This window comes from Paenibacillus sp. FSL H8-0282, assembly GCF_037963825.1.
Taxonomy (GTDB): domain Bacteria; phylum Bacillota; class Bacilli; order Paenibacillales; family Paenibacillaceae; genus Paenibacillus_AQ; species Paenibacillus_AQ odorifer.
The window spans coordinates 5,073,672-5,089,742 of record NZ_CP150146.1; the positions used below are offsets into that span (position 1 = coordinate 5,073,672).

At 46.8% G+C, this 16,071-nt stretch carries 8 protein-coding genes; all 8 read right to left on the reverse strand.

Translation table 11 applies throughout. The features are described 5' to 3' along the window. Positions 1-119 precede the first annotated feature (119 nt). The 8 genes from NST94_RS21990 to NST94_RS22025 all read right to left on the reverse strand — a co-directional run bounded on the left by NST94_RS21990 (position 120) and on the right by NST94_RS22025 (position 15,893). Entirely contained in the window at positions 120-2,504 is a 2,385-nt protein-coding gene (locus tag NST94_RS21990) for a glycoside hydrolase family 95 protein (RefSeq protein ID WP_339281283.1), read from the reverse strand. A gap of 11 nt (positions 2,505-2,515) precedes the next feature. Next, positions 2,516-4,231: a right-handed parallel beta-helix repeat-containing protein gene (locus NST94_RS21995; RefSeq protein WP_339281284.1), complete on the reverse strand. Its 1,716-nt coding sequence runs from the start codon at positions 4,229-4,231 to the stop codon at positions 2,516-2,518. 66 nt (positions 4,232-4,297) lie between these two features. Further along, positions 4,298-5,431, reverse strand: a complete 1,134-nt coding sequence (locus NST94_RS22000) for an SGNH/GDSL hydrolase family protein (protein WP_339281285.1) — start codon at positions 5,429-5,431, stop codon at positions 4,298-4,300. Positions 5,432-5,527: 96 nt separating this feature from the next. After that, the gene (locus NST94_RS22005) at positions 5,528-7,153 is read right to left on the reverse strand and encodes an extracellular solute-binding protein (protein ID WP_339282156.1); all 1,626 of its coding nucleotides are present in this window, start codon (positions 7,151-7,153) and stop codon (positions 5,528-5,530) included. A gap of 136 nt (positions 7,154-7,289) precedes the next feature. Then, entirely contained in the window at positions 7,290-8,192 is a 903-nt protein-coding gene (locus NST94_RS22010) for a carbohydrate ABC transporter permease (RefSeq protein WP_036683268.1), read from the reverse strand. A gap of 15 nt (positions 8,193-8,207) precedes the next feature. Further along, the gene (locus tag NST94_RS22015; protein WP_339281286.1) at positions 8,208-9,140 is read right to left on the reverse strand and encodes an ABC transporter permease subunit; all 933 of its coding nucleotides are present in this window, start codon (positions 9,138-9,140) and stop codon (positions 8,208-8,210) included. A 272-nt stretch (positions 9,141-9,412) separates the two neighbouring features. Further along, the gene (locus NST94_RS22020) at positions 9,413-11,623 is read right to left on the reverse strand and encodes a helix-turn-helix domain-containing protein (RefSeq protein WP_339281287.1); all 2,211 of its coding nucleotides are present in this window, start codon (positions 11,621-11,623) and stop codon (positions 9,413-9,415) included. Between the two features lie 337 nt (positions 11,624-11,960). Next, positions 11,961-15,893: a X2-like carbohydrate binding domain-containing protein gene (locus NST94_RS22025; RefSeq protein WP_339281288.1), complete on the reverse strand. Its 3,933-nt coding sequence runs from the start codon at positions 15,891-15,893 to the stop codon at positions 11,961-11,963. Positions 15,894-16,071: the final 178 nt, after the last annotated feature.

Consider the following 16,071-nt stretch of genomic DNA (forward strand, 5'->3'; position numbering starts at 1 on the left):
CGATTTAACACATCCTACCTAAACTCTGCTGGTCCTGAAGCTTCATGCTGAAAATGCAAAAAACAGCAGCAGGACCAAACGTTCAGGTCCTACTGCTGTTCATACGCTTATAAAACGGATTATTGCTGATCACCAATGATAAGCTTGTAGGATTGTCCCGCGGTTGTAGCGAAACTTACCCTTCCTTCGGCGGAACGTTCACACTGTATATCCTGACTACCACAGGTTACCTTAAGTGGGGTATCCATGCGGATCACACATTCTGTGCCCAGCAGGGAAGTGATCTGCGCTTCCACTAGCTTGCCGTTGTCCCACTGAATGCTGACTTCAAAGCCACCGCGGGCACGTAAACCTGCAACTCTTCCCTCCTGCCATTCATTCGGCAATGCAGGCAGTAGTTCGAGATAGCCGCGGTGAGATTGCAGCAGCATTTCGGCAATCCCGGCGGAGGCTGCAAAGTTGCCATCAATCTGGAACGGCGGATGCGCACCGAGCAGATTGGCATAAACTCCGCCGTGATTATATTGCTCCGACTCCCCGTCCTTCACCAGCCGCAACATATTGGAGAGCAGACGCAAGGAACGGTTTCCATCCCGGAAGCGGCTCCATAAAGCGACTCTCCAGCCCAGACTCCAGCCTGTGCTTTCATCCCCGCGCCGCTCCAGCGAGGTTCTTGCCGCAGCAAATAGCTCAGGGGTCTCTTCTTCTGACAACTGGCGGCCCGGATAAATTCCAACCAGATGCGAGGTATGTCTGTGGTACATGTCCTCATCCTCAAAATCAGAGGACCATTCCTGCAGTTGCCCGTACTTGCCAACCTGCAGTGGCAATAGACGCTCACGGGTACTTTTCAGCTCTTCACGCAAAGCTTCATCCGTTCCAAGAATCATTGATGCCTCGATACAGTTCGTGAACAACTCCCAGATCAGTGATATATCCATTGTGACACCCGGGCTGACCGCAGCCACACCCTCCGCTGTCCGGAATTTATGCTCTGGTGAAGTGGACGGGGAGGTCACAAGATTACCCTTGCCGTCGTCAATCAGCCAATCCAATGCGAACAGAGCCGCCTCCTTCATGACAGGATAAGCCGAAGTCCGCAAGTATTCAGTATCTCCGCCAAAAGCAAAATGTTCCCAAAGATGCTGGGTCAGCCAGATGCCGCCCATTGGCCAATAAGCCCAGCTTGGATCTCCATCGCCATAATCACCTACCGGTGCAGTGTGTGCCCAAAGATCCGAGTTATGATGAGCTACCCAGCCCCGGGTGCCATAGTTGGTCCGAGCGGTATCCGCCCCTCTCTTCGCCAGATTGCCGACGAAATCCAAAAGTGGCTCATGACATTCTGCCAGATTGCAAATCTCAGCGGGCCAATAGTTCATTTCTGTATTGATATTCAGTGTATAGTTACTGCTCCAAGGCGGACGAGTAGAGGCATTCCATATTCCCTGAAGATTGGCGGCCTGCGTTCCGGGACGCGAGCTTGCGATCAGCAAATAACGTCCGAAATGAAACAGCAGCTCAACTAGACCCGGATCTTGCGCGGAGTAAGTCGTAATCCGCTGCTCGGTTGACATTCCTTCCGGTGCCAGCGGCTTGCCCAGCCGAAGCTTCACCCGATCGAAAAGTGCCCGGTAATCAGTGATATGCGCTTGAAGCAGGCTGGTGTAAGACTTGCCTTGAGCACTTGCCAAGAAGGAGGCTGCAATGGTGGAGGCATCTTTTCCTTCAATTCCCGGGATTAGGTCATACCCGTTAAAACCTGTAGCCGCACTGAAATAAAAGGTTGCCGATGTCGCACCCAGCAAATGAATCCCACTGCCATCAACCTTTACTTGGCCGTCATCCGCCGTCACGGAGAGTTGTCCTTCGAAAGCCATTCCCTTGCTGCTGCCTGATTCACCGTATCGGATGGGATTGTCGCTCCCGAAATAGCTTGGATCTACATGCTCCGGTGCCGTTCCCGATAGAACATAGCTGTCACCTTGCGAATAAAGGTTGTGCCGGAGTGGACTTTCCAGCGTGGCATGCACATTCAATGCGCCTGGCACACTTGCGGTCAAACGAAGAACAAGCAACTGATCAGGATGAGAAGCGAACATCTCACGGGTATAAGTAACATTGCCAATCTGATATTCAATGCGATGCAGCGCATTTTCCACATCCAATGTACGCTGATAAGAATGATAGACGTTGCCATGTTCAAAACGAAGCAATAGATCACCAAAAGGTAAATAAGATTGAGTATACGGCCCCATCATTTCTCTGGTCAGCGTGTCCGCCTCAACATAACGACCTTCTTGAATCAGCTGTCGCACCTTTGGCAGAACGTTCTTAGCACCGGGATTGTTACCCTCTTTTGGGTATCCTGACCAAAGCGTATCCTCGTTCAGACTAATTTTCTCCTGTTCCACACCACCGAAGATCATACCGCCCAGACGTCCATTCCCAATTGGAAGTCCTTCCGTCCATACATTTGCTGGCTTGTCATATTGAAGTTTCATACGCGCTCTCCTCACCATCTGTCATTTAATAAATTATCAGTAATTTCAACCTCACTGCAGGCATTTAATTCAATCGCATCATCAAGATTCGAAAGACTCGCCTCACCACTGCCTGCCAGAATTCCATTGCACTTAAAGACCAGTCCGCAGGTGCTCTTGGCACTAAGGGCCAACACATCAATACTTTCAAACTTGTTATTCGTGATGACAATTCTCTGGTGAACGGGAGCACGCTTATCTATCTCCACATTCTCCGGCGAAATATAGATAACCGGATGCTTTTGACTTCCACATTCCAGAAAATGATTGCCGCTGATGATCACATCCTCCACCTTGCCGGATTCATACCAGGACTCAGCATCCACTGCAATCAGAATGGCATTCATATGCATCCGTTCAAAAATGTTACCCTTAATTTCCACTTTGCGCCGGGTTGTCACAAGAATACCGCGGGTGGGTACTCTCGCGAAGTGATTATTAGTGACTTCAACCTCTGGAGTCCAGGTAACATTCTCTATAACATCATGGCTGCCTATATCATCAGGAGCCGGATGAGCCAACGTCAACAAAAGCTCGCGTGTATTTAGCCGCTTCACTTCGACCACTTCATTAGCCGCATAAGTGGTCAATGAACCGGAGCGAACAAATTCAATTTCGTCCCCCGGATAGAAAGCCATGAATCCGTAGGTCTGATGATGCATGAACCGGACCTTTACTACATTCGCCGATGGCTGCTCTACGATCCGCAGATAAGTACCATGGACATTAACGGGATCGTCATGTGAACCGGAAAAATTACTATCGGCAATGATCACTTTTCCCCGGCAGCTAGACATGTGAATAAAGTCCGCAAAGCCTGTGACCGTTCGTCCCGTTTCCGGACGCGGTGAGAGATCCATACGGCGGAAGCTGAGATTCTCGCTGAACTGGCCAACGATGCCAAGTCCATGCAGAAAATGTAGCCCAATATCGCTCAAGGTGATGTTCGAGCTTTCCGTAATGAATACGCCCACCTGATCACGGATGCCGTCACGGCTTTGTAGAACATGCCCCGGAATAACCTCAGGCTGAAAATTAAAATGCAGACGGAGCTTCATCGGCTCCAGTTCCTCGACAGTGTCTGCCTGCTCCAGCCAGTTATCCATCCGCCAAGTCGTATTGCGCTGCGGATCATAAGTCTGCATTGGGCCTTCAGAAAAGCTCCAGCCCTCACCGATCCAGACCAACTTATCCTCCCTAATCTCATAACGTGAATCGGGATGTACTTGGACATCGAACGAATGGTCACCGCTTTCGGTAATCGTCATCTCCGTCACAGTTGGCCGGGCATAGTCGGTATGTAAATTACGGATCTCCACATTCTTGCAGCCATCCAGCAGGAGCATCGTTTGCTTGCCGTGAAAAATAAATAATGAACCATTGCCTTCCAGCGTTAAATTATATTGTCCCTTCAGCAAAATACCGATGGTCTTAGTGACATCCCTGTTCTCTTCTTCACTGGCAGTATTAGAGATAAAATAAGGTTTGCGGATGGCCTCGTCCGGATAGAAATGATAGCAGCCCTTCGGGCAATCCAGTAGTACTGGACCGGGAATTTCAGCGACAGCCTGTATAGCCCGAACCATGGCTGGCTGCGCGTCTAAACCAGAATCCGGCAGCACTCCATAATCCGTCAGGCGGATTACAGCAGGAGTAGTTAAGGCGTTATTTTCAGCAGAAGTAATCATCGGCACCGCCTTTCTTTTTTTGTAAACGCTTAATATTTGGCAGTATAATCTCTCCGCTTAAAATAATCAATTGTGCAGCAGTTTCAGAATACGCAGACTGGTGCCTTTACTCTGTTCATCCTTCAGCCCCGTAATGCGTACTGAAACATGCAATTCTTGACGTTGTTCCTGGATCGGAAACATGGCGATAATAGGCCGAAAGGCAAGCGGACACCATTCATCGAATAAGTTCACAGCTTTATAAGAACTGCCATTTAGCGAATATTCAAAAATCCCGCTATCCGGTCCGTAGAGCAGCATCAAGCCTGCGCTTTGCCCGGTCACTGTAAAAGAAAAAACAGCCTCCTTGCTATGGGTATACAGATGCTCTGTTCCAAAACGCCAGTTCATCAGCGAATCTCCTGCAGCCAGTTCGCGAAGTTCGTAACCGTTCACAAGATCAGCCGCACGGAAATCAAGCAGGCTGCCGTATTCATAATTTTGCTCCGCCAAAGGTGGAATATCTAAAGAGCTTTCGCTACTCAAATTCGTCTTGTTAGGAACAAGCGCTGTCTCCAGATACTCTCGCAAAAAAGAGGCATACAGCGCATGACCTTCATCATTGGGATGATATCCATCCGGTGCCAGCTTAGTCCACTCCATTTGTTCCGCCTCTAGCTGCGCATAGACTCTAGCTGCAAAATTAACAGAGGGAAGCTGATAATGTTCAGCTACTTCTTCATGGACAGCAATATTAAAGGGATTACTCCCGGAGAGATTCTTCTCTGCTGCTGTATACAAAAAGCAAATATCAGTGCCCGGTGACAACCGCCTGCATTGGCGGACAATGCCCTCCATCCCTCTAATGGATTCTTCCCGGTCATTGCCGTCATTGACGCTAAATTCAACGAATAACAAATCAATTGTGCCCTGCTGCAGGACATGCTCCTGTAATCGATGAGCACCTAAAGTTGAGTTCGTCCCCCCCACTCCCGCGTTGATGAAGCGGAACTCCTGATCCGCAAACCGCTCCTGAAGATACTTACCAGTGAGTGCTCTCCAGCTATATGTGTCTGCTTCGGAAGCACCTGCCCCCTCCGTAATTGAGCCGCCTAAAAAGGCAACGGTTACAGTCCCTTTTTCCGTAAGCCTGCCGTTAATTTGAGGTAGTCCACGGCGCGGAACTACAAATGAATGATTGCAATGATTCTCGTCTGTCATAACTCAACCTCCATCCACAAAAACCCATATTTTCCCCTGAAATCAAGAAATCAGGTGCGGGGTCTATCATACAGCACCTGATTCTGATTTCAATATTTATTTTTTTGAAGTATCATAAGCCTTTTGTAAAATTTCGAGATAACGGTCAAGCTTCAAGTTCTGCAATCCCTTTACATAAGCGTCCCAGTCCTTGTTCAGATCCTTGTTGCCTGTGATGAATTGCAGCTCATTTTGTTCGATGTAATTTTTCAAATTTGTCTGCAGCAAGCTGGCTTCATCAATCTCACTTGGATCAATCCAGATCGACCAGATGGGGAATAACTCTTTAGGCTCATGACCTTCGTATAGCAGAGTCGCATCATACAGTCTACGTTCATAACCATCAGAAGCAAAGATGTCGGTACCTTGAACGTAAGTATCACGGTATTCTTTAGGCTCATAGAAGTGAGCCATACCACTCCAGCCTGCATTACGTGGTGCTGCGCCTTCTTCACCTGGAATTAGTTTGATCATCGGTTTAACATCTTTACCCAACGCCACATCACCTTCGACCGGATCTGTCCAATCGGTTCCCTTCAGGCCAGCTGCGCCATTCGTTTGGCCTTCTGGTGTGAACATATAATCCACCATCTTGATCAGTGTAATTTGTGCTTCTTCACTTGCTTTGTTTGTGATCACGAATTTTGCACCCGGGACTACGCCGCCTCCATCATGAGTCGCATAGGAAATTCCTTGAGGTCCCGAAATCGGAGGCAGCGGGTTGTAATGTGCTGAACGGGTATTCCCCGGGTCGATGTTTACGAAGATCGCTGGGTGCATACCTGCACCTGCACCTAGAATTTCTGCATCAGCATTTTCACCGATTTTCTTAAAAGCTTCCGCGTTTTGTGTAAAGGCACCCGGATCAATCAACCCTTCGTCAAACAGGGATTTAATATAGGTCAATCCTTCTTTCCACTCCGGAGTAATGGCAGCAGATTGCACCTTTCCATCCTTCATGTTCAGGTAATTACGATCATCATCATAAACAAATGCGTTCATCAAGAAAGGTACGATCCGTACGCCGAACTCCTCGATGGAACCGCTTAGCGGCACTTCATCGGCTTTGCCATTGCCGTTCGGGTCTTGCGTTTTAAAGGCTTTCAGTACATTTTTGAAATCCTCAGTGGTCTTCGGCATCTCCAAGTTAAGCTTTTTCATCCACTCAGTATTCAGCCACATTTTGCTAGGATAGGAACAGTGGAAACATTCTGTATAAGCTACAAGTCCGTAAATGTTGCCATCAGGTGCAGTATTAAGCGTTCTTAGGTCAGAGTTCTTTTCCATGGCTGCTTTAATATTTGGAGCATATTTATCAATCAGATCATTTAGAGGAATGAGTACACCTTGCTTACCGTATTTCAGTAGATCGGCCTGTGAGAATTGATCAATATAGTGAGTAAGCAGGTAAGCATCCGGATAGTCACCACTCGCCAGTGAGATCTGGCGTTTTTCCTGAGCACCATCCGATGGGTTGATCTGCCAGTTGAATTTGAAATTAAATTTCTCTTCTACATGTTTTGTGAATTTATTGGTCGGAAGGTCGATGCCGGATTCCTGAACTGAGAACACGCTGATCTCAACCGGCTTGCCAGACGAACCCGAACCAGAACCCTGCTGCGTGCTGGATGCGTTATCTGTATTTTTATTTACACATCCGCTAATTACAACCGTAAATGCCATGACCAGAATTAGTAAAGTTATCAAGCTTTGCTTCTTCAAATATTATCACTCCCTTTTGTAATTTAGCAGGTGATACGATGATACCTTAAGTGTGTACTCCGGGCATACCTCCTTTCCAAAAAAGAGACTCCTAAGATCAACCCTTGACGGAACCAACAAGCATCCCCTGTACAAAATAACGCTGTACGAAAGGATAGATAACAAGTACCGGCAAGGTGGCAATCACAATTAAGGAATACTTCAGCAGCTCGGAAAGCTGTTGTTTCTCGACCAGTTTCCCCACGTCCATGGCCCCACCAGCGCTGTTGTTCTGAATGATGATGCTTCGCAGGACAAGCTGTAAGGGGAACAAATCTGCTGATTTCAGATATATCAGCGCATCGAAATAGGCATTCCATTGACCTACCGCGTACATAAGCACCAACACTGCGAGAATCGGTTTGGATAACGGGAGTACCACGCTCCAGATGAATCTCATATCACTACAGCCGTCGATTTCACTAGCTTCCAAAAGCTCCTCCGGAATCGAGGATTGAAAGAAGGAGCGGGCAATAATGACCTGCCAGACCCAAATGGCGTTCGGAATCAGCAGCGCCCAGCGAGTGTCGATCAGATGCATCTCCTTCACTACCAAATAGGTGGGAATTAGCCCCCCACTGAAGATCATGGTGAAGGTAATGATCATCATCAGTGTATTTCGTCCGAAAAAACCTTTTCGAGACAGCGGGTAAGCGATCATGACCGTTAAAGTTATACTAATCAGCGTTCCCGCTGCGGTGTAGAAAATTGAGTTTCCATAACCAGTGATAATCTCAGGCGTATTCAGCAATACTTTGAAACCTTTGAAGGATATATCTACAGGCCAGAGCCAGACACGACCAGAGGTCACGGCTGCCGGACTACTGATTGAGCTGCTGATGATAAAAATAAGCGGATAAAGTACAGCGATCACCACAAGAGTAAGCACGATATAGATTGTGATCAGGAACGCTTTGTCGCCGACGGATTCTTTAATCTTTTTTTGAACTGCTGCTGCCATAGATGAGCTCCTTTCCTACCAGATGCTGTTCTTAGTGATTCTTTTCGCCAGACCGTTTACTGTAAATAAGAGAACCAAGTTGATGATGGAGTTGAACAGGCCCACCGCAGTTGCAAAGCTGTAATTGGCATTCAACAGGCCGACCCGGTAGACATAGGTGGCAATGATCTCAGAATTAACGAGGTTAAGCGGGTTCTGTAGCAGGTAGACTTTTTCAAAGCCAATCGCCATTACATTCCCTACATTCAGAATCAAAATGATAACGATGGTTGGCACAATCCCTGGCAGGTCGACGTGGCGGATTTTTTGGAACCGCGAGGCTCCATCAACTCTGGCAGCTTCATAAAGTGTTGGGTCTATCCCTGCAAGCGCTGCCAAATATACGACTGCACTGTAGCCCGCTGTCTGCCAAATATCAGACCATACATAAATCGAACGGAACATGCCGGGTTCACCTAGGAAGTTAATAGAATCCAGTCCGAAGAAGTTGAGTGCAATGTTGGCAAAACCGAGCCGTGGGGCCAGAAAGAGCATAACGATTGACACCATGACAACCGTCGAGATGAAATAAGGGGCAAACGATACAAGCTGAACGAATTTCTTAAACCTTCCTCCCCGTACCTCATTAATCATGAGCGCAAGAATAATCGGGATTGGAAAACCCGCCAGCAGCTGATAGCCACTAAGCATAATAGTATTCTTGAGCAGTGTCCAAAACTGCGGATTCTCAAAGAAGAGCTGAAAGTTTTTAAATCCGACCCATGGACTTCCCCATATCCCTTTTATGACGTTATAGTCCTTAAAGGCTAGGACAGTGTTCAGCATCGGATAATACTTGAAGATGATAAAAAACAGCAAAGGCGGAATCACAAGCAGATGTAACTGCCAGTGCTTTTTTATGCTTTTGCGAGCATTTTGTAAGAATACGGGGCCTTTGCTTTTCGGCAACGACTTGCGATGTAGTACTAATTCTTTCTCCAGAACAATTCCCCCTAAGCAGATGTCTGTGATTTGTGATAGCGCTTTCTACGGATTGATCATAGATGACTTTTATCTCCAAAAGAAAGGTACACTTGGGTGCTTCAGCGTACAAATCGCCCTATCTGAGGAGCACAAAATAGCAGTAGAACGGCCATTTTTCCGAATTGTAGGGTTGAAATCAGAAAAAAGACTGCATCGTCCAAAGTGGACAGTGCAGCCTTATGTTATGGCATATTTTTTTATTCATCCACAGATTGTCTGTAGGCACTCGGGGAAACACCCATCAACCTTTTGAATGCGCGTCTGAAGGAATGTGAACTGTTGTAGCCCACCCGAACGGCAATCTCATCCACCGTTAATCCGCTCTCTTTGAGCAGGTTGATGGCCTGATCCATTCTGACTTTTATCAAATGGTCGGAGAAATTAACACCCGTGACCTCTTTAAACAGCTGGGAAATGTATTTTTCCGGCCGCTCCACCTGTTCCGCCACCCGGTAAAGGGTTAGTTCCGTATCCGAATAGTTTTTTGCTGTGTAGTCCTTAATCTGCTTGATGATTTGAATATGAATATCTTTCTTTTTATTCGCAATGAGTCCGCACAGCTCTTCCATAATGTCAAAAAATTCGTTCTGGATCGTCTCAAGCGACTCTGATGAGCCAATGTCTATGACCCGCCGTTTGACACTCTCGATATCTGAATATTCGGTAAATGCCTTTTGATCCAATAGCTTGAGAAAAGTCCCCTTCATTTCCCCGACAAGCTGGTGCTTCATTTCGATGGATAATTCTCGCTGCTCCATATTCTGGACAATAATCGCACGCACAATCCGTTTGGCTTCCTCTAGCTCTCCGGCTCGAATCGTGCTGATTAACCGTTGCTCCGAATCCAGCGGATAATAATAAGTTGTATTCTCAATTTGAGCTTCACTGCTCCAGATAATCCCTTTTTTATTCATGTAAACAGCATATTCCAGTGCCTGCTTCGATTGATCATACGAAAGGCTAACCTCTGTTACCTCTGTGAATAGATCCCCGAACCCCGCCAGAATGGTAATGCGGTACTCATTAAAGACATTTATAGCGAGCTCCTCCATCGTCTGGGTGATATTCGCTGCTTCCTGTTCCTTGTCAGCTCCTTCTTCCCTAGAAAAGAACAGCGTTACAACTTTATCAGAGCCCATATCCGTCATCAGGACATCCACGCCAAGATCAGCCAAGGTCTGTTTCAGCAGCAGCCGGGAAGCACTCAGCTCGTTCAGAATTTCAACACTGTCCATACCCGCATAACCGTTAATCTGAACAATTCCTACGTAGCCAGTATTCTGATTCATGCTGATATCCGCCTGTTTGGCGGCAGAGATAATTTCATCCCGCGTTTTGAATTCACCGGCAATCAGCCGTTTCAGGAAGGCATCTCGGACCAGAGGAAGCTGGCGGTTAAGCTCGGACTCGAGCAGCTTATTTTTGGTAATCATATCGGCTATATTGCCGCTCAAAAAGTCAAATTCATTTCTCTCCGAGGCTTCTTCTTTGCCGAATTGCTCCTTCATGACACTGAGCATACGGTTGATTGGCGCGCTGTTACGGTAAGCTAATATCAGTCCGGCAATCAAACCGATAATTAGAGTGCCTCCCGTAATTTGTATGGAGATTCTCTTGATTTTGTTAGCATTCTCCATCAAAATATCTTGAGGAATCCCGGTCTGATACACCCAGCCATTGGAATCGGAACGGGTAGTAATCACCAGATCATCCTTGTAAAACTGACTGACCTTGTTCTTATCAAAAGCTGGATCGTCGAGCATTTTGACCATTTTCTGCTCATCACTTCCTTGCAGAACAATCGTATTCCCTTTAGCATCACTAATATGCACCCAACCCCCATATCGCTCGGTCAGGCCTGAAAGCAGGCTGGAAATATTTTTTTCATCAATAATCACTACTGCGACGGCCGGCGAGGAATCATTAAAGCTATCCAAGGGGAGTGACTGCATATAGGTAATGACCGAGGTTTGCATCCCCCTGCTGACAAAATCACTAAGTGGCTTGATCTCGCTGCGGTGGGTTGTCTCAAGCACTTCTTTTCTCCAATCCTGTAACGAAAGATCCTTATAGTTGAAATTAGAATAGTAATGCTCCGGACGATAGGTCGAACCTGGGGTTAGGATAAGATTATAGTTGGCGAGGTAAATATAATAGTTTTGCAAAAAATCATTAGTCTGGCCGAAGGTCAAAACATTCCGCATCGTTTTCCAAATCCCATACACATTCGTCTCATTTTCACTTTCATTCATAAGAACATTTAGCTCCTGGTTGACCGCCAATTGCCTGGTAAAGCCTTCAACCTCCGCCATACGGCGCTCCAATATCTCCTGACTTTTCTGAAGCTGAGTGACTCCATTCTCAATCGAGATGGACTGTGTCACGGAGATCGAGGTTAGATAGGACATGTACCCGCCAATGCTGGGTATGACCAAAATGACCACATAAGAGATTAGAAATTTACGAAAGATATTGGAATATTTCAGCGTAGTTAGCCTCCCTCAATATGACATTTCGATAGCGCTATCATTACCATAGATTAAAACATTTTGCTTCATAGTCAAGGGTTTGAACTCACTTCACCCTTCTGCACCTCTTCAGAAATGGAAAAAAACAGCGATCTACGCCGTTATCACTGCCTTTTATCGGCAATTCCGATATTTTATCTATAGTGCGTGGCCCTCCTGTCATTTAGAAAAAAGGGGCCAGTAACGGCCCCCCTTCTTCAATGCTTTGGCTAGACAATTAGTTCTTCTTCTGATCTCTGGCCTCTGATCCAGATGTAAAGACATGATCCGTCGAAGCTTCTTCAATGTCGCCGAAGGCCCAATGCGTTGCCGGAACATCTGCCCACTGTGGATTTGTTACATTGGTTAGAGGACCTCTGCCCAAAGCCCTATTCATAACCACAACAGCTTCGGCACGAGTAAGCTTGGCATTAGGACGGAAAGTCCCGTCATTATAACCAGTCAAAATGCCCGTACCTTGGGCTTGCAAAATCGCCGCCTGTGCCCAATGTCCATTGATGTCAGAGAAACCGGAGCCCTTCTGCGTCGAATCCGTTCTAAGCAGGGTCACCAGACTGGCCATTTCTGCACGCGTCAATGGTTGATTAGGTTTAAAGGTGCCATCGCTGTAACCCTTCATTAGTCCCATCTTCGCTGCTTTGGTTATGGCATCAGCACCCCAGTAACCAGAAGGCACATCACTGAACACAACCCCTGCTCCAGTAGCCTCCTTCTCAGCAACATTGGCAAGAATCGTTGCCATCTCAGCACGCGTAATTTCGTGCTCCGGCTGGAAGAACCCACCCGGATAACCTTTGATATATGCGGTATGACGGATTGGATTAGGCTCGCCATTCCCTGCAGATCCATCCTCATTTCCAGTTGCCGGAGTTGGCGTCGGAGTCAGGGCAGGTGTAGAAGATGGCTGAGCTGGAATGTATAAGCCACCCGAATCCGTTGATGTTGGTGTTGGTGTTGGTGTTGGTGTTGGTGTCGGTGTAGAAGTTGATGTCGGTGTCGGACTTGGCGTTGGTGTCGGAGATACAGCAGGACTCGTTGAAACTGTGAATTTCAATTGATCCGTCAGCATGAAATCACCAGATTTCTTCACAGCTTTAAGCGTGTGTATCCCGCCCTCCAATCCCGAAATACTATAAATTCCCTGACGGGTCAGGCGGCTCTGACTATACGCATTCACGGTTTGGACCCGTTGTCCATCCACATAAATATCCATATCACCTTGCTCTGGACCCATAGGTGTGATCAGGCTGATTCCGGTACCCTTGAAGGTATATTCAAAGAAATCACCGTCCACTGATGTGGAGTGAACATCGTTAAGATAATCTCCCTCCACAGTAAACTTAAGGTTCAGCGTCCCCACTGGCTGTGCAGCAAGATAAGATTTATTCAGTGTAACACGGTTACCTGCTACTGAATAATCAGTCCCGAGAACCAGATCATATAATCCGTTAGTAATACCGGCAAAGCTTTCCGCTTGCTGCAGCAATGTCACCTCAATATCTTCCTGAGCGGAAGCAGCTTTATCAAAGCTGGCAGCGATCGGATTAATCATATTCGGAATTTCTACCTTAAGCATATCAAGGAGCATAAATCTGCCTGATTTCTTCACAACCTTGAGCGTGTGCATTCCATCCGGTAAGCCAGAAATGCTGTAAAGGTTCTGAAGTGACATTTGTCCATGATGATAGGCACTGACGGTTTCCTTAAATTGATCGTCAACATATATATCCATATCACCCTGTGACTCATCTACCTCTGTGAACAGCTGAATCCCCGTTCCTCTGAAGGTATATTCAAAAGAATCACCATTCTGCTCCGTATATTGCACATCGTCTTTATAGTCACCCAATCCTCTGCCACTGCTGCGGTTCCAAGTGCCATTGTACTTAACTGTCGAATCATCGTTATTAATCATCACATAACGAATGCCTGTAGAATCACTAATTTGTATCGACAGGGTCTGTGGATCACCAGTGTTAAAAATGAAAATCAAGTCGGTTGTGCCTGCCGGCTGCTGCGCAAGGTATTGCTTATGAATGGTCAATTTATCATTCGTCACCGTAAAATCGTCTTCCGAAAGTGCCTCGCCATTATTTTCAATACCGCTCAGTGTATTACCATTCAAATTCAGAGTGACAGTAACATCCTCTTGTTGTTCTATTGCTTGGTCGAATCGAGCAGATGTCGGAGTAATGGTACTATTCTGTTCTCCTGCTGGAGTTTCTGTAGTCACCTTAAATGCGTCAAGCAGCATAAAATCACCTGAGCTTTTGACCACTTTAAGCCTGTGAGAGCCGTTAGCCAGTCCTGAGACACTGTACAGATTTTGCTGTACCTCTCTTGATCCAGTTTTATAAGCACTAACGGTCTGTGCAGCCTCATTGTCCAGCGTAATAATCATATCTCCCTGAGATTCATGCTTTTCGGTCAGCAGGTCAATGCCAGTGCCCGTAAAGGTGTACTCAAAGGAATCCCCGTTCTTCTCGGCATAATGCACATCGTCTCTATAATCACCCAATCCTCGAGATGAGCTTACCTGCCATGCGCCATTATATTTAATGCCGCTGTCATTATCATTAATGTAAACTACATTGGTGACCGTTGCCTTGTTCGCAGCAGACGAATTCTCAGACGGGTCAGTCCCATAGTACGTAACATCCGATTGTGAAGCCATCGACGGAGCAAACGAGGAATCCTTGATCGTAATGCTCAAATCCTGCTTTCCTTCTAGCAGCTCTTTGCCGCCATTACGCTTCCAATCCCCGCTGTAGCGCATACCTGTATCATCATCATTGACTGTAGAGGTGCCACCTAATGCTGTAACTTTAAGCATCCGTGACGCATGAGGTTCAAGTATGCCTCCGCTAAATTCCTTCTCAAAGTCTCCCAGCTCAGTGTGACTCCATAAATCGCGAACAGATGCCGGGCCTTCAAGGCCGAGATCACTCCATTTGACTTTCACCTCCGCACTCCGACTGCCCAGATTGAACAGAGCTACGCTGTAAGTGCCATCTCCATTATTGGCATACCAAACCTGCTGCTGGGTATCCATAGATACCGGATGGCCTGGACGTCCTGCCTGATTTACGGCAATTACCTCATCATTGGTAAGCAGTTCTAGACCATAGCTGTCCAGCCTAGTCATGTCATTCCCTGTATACAGTGGCACGGAAGAGATTGACCAGAATGTCATCGCGGATTTCCGCTCGTCTTTGGTCAGACCATCCATAGATCCGTTACCAACGTTCAGCGAATCAAAATCATTCCAACCCCCAGGACCTGCATCCCTCCACCAAAGTGCTGCTTTGGGGAACAAGCGGGAAATACTCGGCCAGGCTGTCAGCCCACTGCCATCGTAAGCTTCCACATCCCAGTCAATTCGCCAACCGTTGGCATACTTTTTCCAGAAATCCACGTAATTGTGATCGAGCGCCCAGGACAGCTCAAACCAGATGTTATTTCTGTCAAAAGCCTTAGACCATGCCTCAACATCGCCGCGCGCATCACGGCTCAAGTTATCAATCCCCGAGCCAGGAGTCACGCTGTCAAATTTGACGAAATCAATGCCCCACTCGCCAATCATATCGGCAATAGAATCCACATACTTCTGGGCACATGGATTCGTGAAATCAATTTTATAAGTGTAGGAATTCCAATAATCCATAATGGTAAGCGGCTTGGCTGTAATGTCCTGTATACGGCATTGGTCACCAGTCCCGTAAATCTCAAGATTCCGATTATAGGCATCGATGGATACCCCCGGAATCATATAGATTCCAATTTTCTGCCCATTATTATGAACATAGTCAATGACCTCTTGAAATCCGTTAGGATATAAGGTCTCACTTGGAATCGGTCTGCCGTATTCATCCATGTCGCCATTCCAGCCCGCATCAATATTGATGTATTCATATCCATGGGCTTGCAACTTCTCATGCATAACATCCGATTGTTTCTTAATGCTTTCGGCCGAGGTCCAGTTACCTGCACCGTCGTACACCTGCATGCTGTAACTGCTCCAGCCCATATACGGCTTTTGCGCCATACTTTTCTCAGCTGCTAGTGCCACATTGCCCTGCGTTCCTGTGAAACCGAACTGCGCTGCTGCAATTATAAATACCAACAGGCTCATTCCCAGCTTTTTTCCCATTCGCTTCAAATCATCCTTACCCCCTCATGAAATGTGGTTAAAATTTCTTTGATAGCGCTTTCTTTACGGGATGATCATAAAGGAAGAACGAGTTCCACGATAGGTACATTTCCGCATTTTACGTACAAATAACCCAAAAACAAGGGGACAAATGAACAACGGAACAAACATTATTCCT

What these genes read in the sequence shown, in the direction of transcription:
- NST94_RS21990 (WP_339281283.1), bottom strand. Translation starts at nt 2,504, where the DNA reads ATGAAACTTCAATATGACAAGCCAGCAAATGTATGGACGGAAGGACTT.
- NST94_RS21995 (WP_339281284.1), bottom strand. Translation starts at nt 4,231, where the DNA reads ATGATTACTTCTGCTGAAAATAACGCCTTAACTACTCCTGCTGTAATC.
- NST94_RS22000 (WP_339281285.1), bottom strand. Translation starts at nt 5,431, where the DNA reads ATGACAGACGAGAATCATTGCAATCATTCATTTGTAGTTCCGCGCCGT.
- NST94_RS22005 (WP_339282156.1), bottom strand. Translation starts at nt 7,153, where the DNA reads ATGGCATTTACGGTTGTAATTAGCGGATGTGTAAATAAAAATACAGAT.
- NST94_RS22010 (WP_036683268.1), bottom strand. Translation starts at nt 8,192, where the DNA reads ATGGCAGCAGCAGTTCAAAAAAAGATTAAAGAATCCGTCGGCGACAAA.
- NST94_RS22020 (WP_339281287.1), bottom strand. Translation starts at nt 11,623, where the DNA reads ATGTCCTATCTAACCTCGATCTCCGTGACACAGTCCATCTCGATTGAG.
- NST94_RS22025 (WP_339281288.1), bottom strand. Translation starts at nt 15,893, where the DNA reads ATGGGAAAAAAGCTGGGAATGAGCCTGTTGGTATTTATAATTGCAGCA.